This window comes from Cereibacter changlensis JA139, assembly GCF_003034985.1.
In the GTDB taxonomy this organism is placed as follows: Bacteria; Pseudomonadota; Alphaproteobacteria; order Rhodobacterales; family Rhodobacteraceae; genus Cereibacter; species Cereibacter changlensis.
Window position 1 is genome coordinate 1 of the sequence record NZ_PZKG01000223.1, and the last position, 4,125, is coordinate 4,125.

Annotated in this window: 2 protein-coding genes and 2 pseudogenes; 2 read left to right on the forward strand and 2 right to left on the reverse strand. The window is 63.7% G+C overall.

Going from position 1 to position 4,125, the window contains the following annotated elements:
• Both C5F48_RS26260 and C5F48_RS26270 read right to left on the reverse strand, forming a co-directional pair.
• Positions 1 to 309: spermine/spermidine synthase domain-containing protein (locus tag C5F48_RS26260; RefSeq protein ID WP_502525983.1), on the reverse strand; the 309-nt coding region annotated here is incomplete at its 3' end.
• A 664-nt stretch (positions 310 to 973) separates the two neighbouring features.
• A pseudogene (locus tag C5F48_RS26270) lies at positions 974 to 1,227 on the reverse strand (IS5/IS1182 family transposase); the annotation flags it as partial.
• Positions 1,228 to 1,495: 268 nt separating this feature from the next.
• Here C5F48_RS26270 and C5F48_RS22185 point away from each other — a divergent pair.
• Positions 1,496 to 2,107: pseudogene (locus tag C5F48_RS22185) on the forward strand (endo alpha-1,4 polygalactosaminidase); the annotation flags it as partial.
• Positions 2,108 to 2,362: 255 nt separating this feature from the next.
• A complete protein-coding gene (locus C5F48_RS22190; protein ID WP_107665914.1) occupies positions 2,363 to 3,901 on the forward strand; it encodes an integrase catalytic domain-containing protein in 1,539 nt (512 codons plus the stop codon).
• The last annotated feature ends 224 nt before the right edge of the window (positions 3,902 to 4,125 follow it).

The window sequence follows — 4,125 nt, forward strand, 5'->3', positions numbered from 1 at the left end:
CAGGATCAGGTCATAGCTCTGGTCCGCCCGCGCCAGATGCGCCTGCACATCCTCGATCAACAGATTGGTGCGAGGGTCATCAAGGGGGTGATCCGCCAGATGTCCGAGGCGATGCCTGTTCCACTCGGCAATTTCCGGACTCAATTCGCAGACTGTCACTTCGGCTTCGGGAACAGCGAGGTCAAGGACCGCACGCAAAGTGAATCCGAGCCCGAGGCCGCCAATCAGGATCTTCCTCGCGCGGAAATCAACGCGACGCATGGCGCGCAGAGCCAGCTGGTCTTCAGAATGGTGATTGAGGTTCGACATCAGTTCGATGCCATTATAGCGGATTTCGAATATCGCGCCGCGTTGGCGCAGAATGATCTCATCCCCCGAGCCATTCCGGCGCGGGCGAGGGTTGTCCAGGTCGTCATGTCTTTTCCTGCAAACAGAGAAACCCCGCGCTTTCCTGCAGGGGCAATTAACGGTTCATGTCGGATGAGGGGTTGCCTTGCGCATCACGCAGACCGGCAACCCTCAGGCATTTTTTGCCCTGAACCCTTGCAGGAGGGGGAAGACAGCGGAAAGGTTGAAAGAGGATTTCAATGACCTGCCCTGTCCTGACGAGGATGGATATCGCTACTGGCCGCATCGTTTGTAACGGGTCGTTTTGAGAAAGCAAGCCGTCCCCCGCTGCCGTGAATCACTGACGCAACACGGGGTCTTTTAGCGGTGGGGTATCAATGTGATGTGATTTCGAGCGCCTATATGGCTATGGCCACCCTTGAAGACGGAACAGGACGCATCGACGGGGGCACCTTCCGGAAAGCAGCGAGACGGCCTGCCATCGGTCTTCATGCTGCCGGTTTCGATGCTGATGCGTCGGCGGAGCGCCCTCGCCAGCGTCGGGGCCGGGCCACGCCGGGCTCCACAGATCAGGATCGGGATGTGCTCGACCCGTTGGTTGCTTTGGCCGCGGTCGACGACAGCACGCTTGGGCGAAGGCCCCGTCGGTGCGCTCGGTCTTGTCGAAGGCCGGGATAGGCTGAGGATCGGACGCCCGTCAAGCCAGCCGAGCATCTCGGCGGATCCGTAGGCGGTGTCCACCCAAGCGTTCCGGTTGCAGATCAAAGCGCATCCAGCGCGGTCGATCATGGTCCGCGCTGCGCCGACCACGGCTTGCCGGATGGATCTGCTGGCTTCGACATCCGCGATTACGGTATTGTCGGTGTTGATCGGGTAGTGGTGGAATATGTCCGCAGCAACGGCACGAACTCTCTGCTGATGCGGTCGCGCATTTTCGCTACCAGTACTGATCCACCAGGTTGAAAGAGGCTGCCATGCGTATCGTGACCGTGATCCTTGCGCTTCTGCTGCAGCCTTTGCTGGCATACGGCGACCCGTTGCCTGCCGGGGCCCTGGCCGACTACCAACTCGGGGGCGGCTATCCGCCGCCTGCCGGCGTCACCGTTGTCGTGCGCGACAGTAGCGATCAGCCGCGCCCGGCTACTTCAACATCTGCTATGTCAACGGCTTCCAGACCCAGCCGGGGGTGGACTGGCCTGTCGATCTTCTGGTTCCGGGACCGGCCGGGGCGCCGCTGGCCGATCCGGGCTGGCCTGATGAATTCCTCCTCGACATCTCGACTGTCGAGAGCAGGGCGGCAAACCTTGCTCAGGTCCTGCCTTCGATCAGGACCTGCGCCGACAAGGGGTTTGACGCCGTCGAGTTCGACAATCTGGATAGCTATACTCGCGCGGAAGGAAGACTGTCGCTGGACGACGCCGTGACCTTTGCTTCGCTTCTCGTCAGCGCGGCGCGCGACCACGGGCTGGCTTCGGGCCAGAAGAACACCCCTGAGCTGGACAGAAGGGGCAGGGACGAGGTCGGGTTCGGTTTCGCCGTGGTCGAGGAATGTCACCGTTGGGGAGAATGTGCGGCCTATACGGACATCTACGGCGCGGGTCAGGTGCTGGGCATCGAATACACGGTTGACCTGCGCGGCAGCTTTGCCGATGCCTGCGCCGACCCGGACCGTCCGGAAAGCCTGATCCTGCGCGACAGAAAGCTGGCTGCCGCCGGCGCTGCCGGCCATGTCTTCCAGGCCTGCGCGCCGCGTCGATAGATGCGACTTGAGCCGCTTGCCGGGAGCCGTGCCGCTTCCATGTCCCACTGCCTGCAAGAGTTGCGCCGCCACCAGGCCGGTCGTCTGGCGTGCCGAGGCATGGGGTCCCGTCACTGGTGGCCCGTCTGCGGCGCGACAAACAGGATGAGAACGCATTGCCTCACATAAACCGTTACCGGAAGGTGGCCTATCGCGTAGCCCGGCGTCGACAGCGGCTAGCACGGGTAGAGCGCGGGGATGGCACGGGGGATAAGCATGGCCTCGCGGACGGAAGTCCTATGCGCGGTCGAGGGGCGGTATAGGGCAGCTGCGCGGGCGGAGCGCGGCAAGATCCTGGACGAGTTCGTCGCCCTGACCGGTTATCACAGGAAGCACGCGATCCGGCTGTTGGCGCACAAGCCGCCGGTCTCGAAGCAGCGCCGCGGCCGCCGCCCGACCTATGGGCCAGAGGTGCGGACGGCGTTGCTGGCCCTGTGGAACCTGTCGGACCGGCTCTGCTCCAAGCGGCTCAAGGAGATGATCCCCCTGCTGCTTCCCGCAGCGGTTCGGCACGACGTGATCGACAGTTCCGAGGAGCTCTTGACGCTTCTACTGACGGTGAGCGCAGCAACGATGGACCGTCTGCTGAGCGAAGCCCGGCTCGCCGCCTCGTCAGGCCGCCGCCGGCGTGCGGGCATGAGCTCGTCGATCCGCCGGGATGTGCCGATCCGCACCTTCAATGACTGGGGCAATCCCCAAGCGGGCTTCATTGAAGCTGACTTCGTGGTCCATGGCGGCACGAGCGTGGCGGGCTCCTTCGTGCAGACGCTCGTCCTGACCGATATCGCCACCGGCTGGACGGAATGCGTGCCGGTCGTGACGCGCAGCGCGCCGCTGGTCATCGAGGCGCTCCGCACCGCCATGGAGCTCTTTCCCTTTCCGCTCAAGGGTTTCGACTTTGACAACGACGGCAGCTTCATGAACGATCAGGTGGTGCCGTGGTGTCGGGAGAACCGCCTGATCGTCACTCGTTCCCGCGCCTACAAGAAGAATGACCAGGCTTGGGTCGAGCAGAAGAACGGCGCCATCGTCCGCCGCCTGGTGGGATATGGCCGGCTCGAGGGGCTGGGGGCGGTTCGAGCCCTGAACCGCCTTTACGCGGCCTCCCGTCGTCAGGTGAACCTCTGCCAGCCGTCGTTCAAGCTGATGGCCAAGTGGCGGATCGGCGCGAAAGTTCGCAAGACCTGGGACCGACCGCGAACGCCGGCGGAGCGCCTTCTCGAGCGGACAGACATATCCCCGTCTGTGCGAGAACGGGTGATTGCGTGGCAGGCTGCCGCGGATCCGGTCGAGCTCATGCGTCTTGTCCGTCAGGCGCCGGGCGACCTCGGACGTCGGATTGATCGCCGGGGCCAACATGCCGCCAGCCGTGACTTCTCTGCGCAAAGTCCGGAGGCAACGGCGTCGACGGTCAAGGTCATCGCTGGCGCTGATGCTCCTGAAGAACTTCATCGACGCCCCTACCGGCGAAAGAAGCCGGTTCCCGTCAGGCTGTCACGCCTTGATCCCTTCATAGGGGAAATCCGGGTGTGGCTGAGCATGAATCCCGCCCTGACGGGGCTGGCCATACATGAACGCCTGGCATCGCAACACGGGCCACTGGTGAGCAGCCGCACCGTGCAGCGGCTGGTCAGGCACGTCCGAACCGAGTTGCTCCAGTCCGAAATCGCGGCAGCTTCGCAGAACCTGAACGATGTGGCCGGGTCCGACCGAGGTGAGCGCGCAGTTTACCCGCCGGGGCGGCCCCCCGCCTGACTCTTGAGGTCGCGGGGCGTTGCCCCGGCTCTCACAGCTCTCGATGAGCAATAGCCCTTCGGTAACATAATCAGTTGCGGCAATACGGAGGGCCAGTTTGTCGTGACGCCTGACACCAGTCCCGCCCATGGCCTGCACGAGATCATCCATCGCGCGGGTCGAGACGCCCTGGACATAGGCTTCCTGGAGCGAGCCATTGGAACGCCATTGGGTCCGAGAGACAA

What these genes read in the sequence shown, in the direction of transcription:
- C5F48_RS22190 (WP_107665914.1), top strand. Translation starts at nt 2,363, where the DNA reads ATGGCCTCGCGGACGGAAGTCCTATGCGCGGTCGAGGGGCGGTATAGG.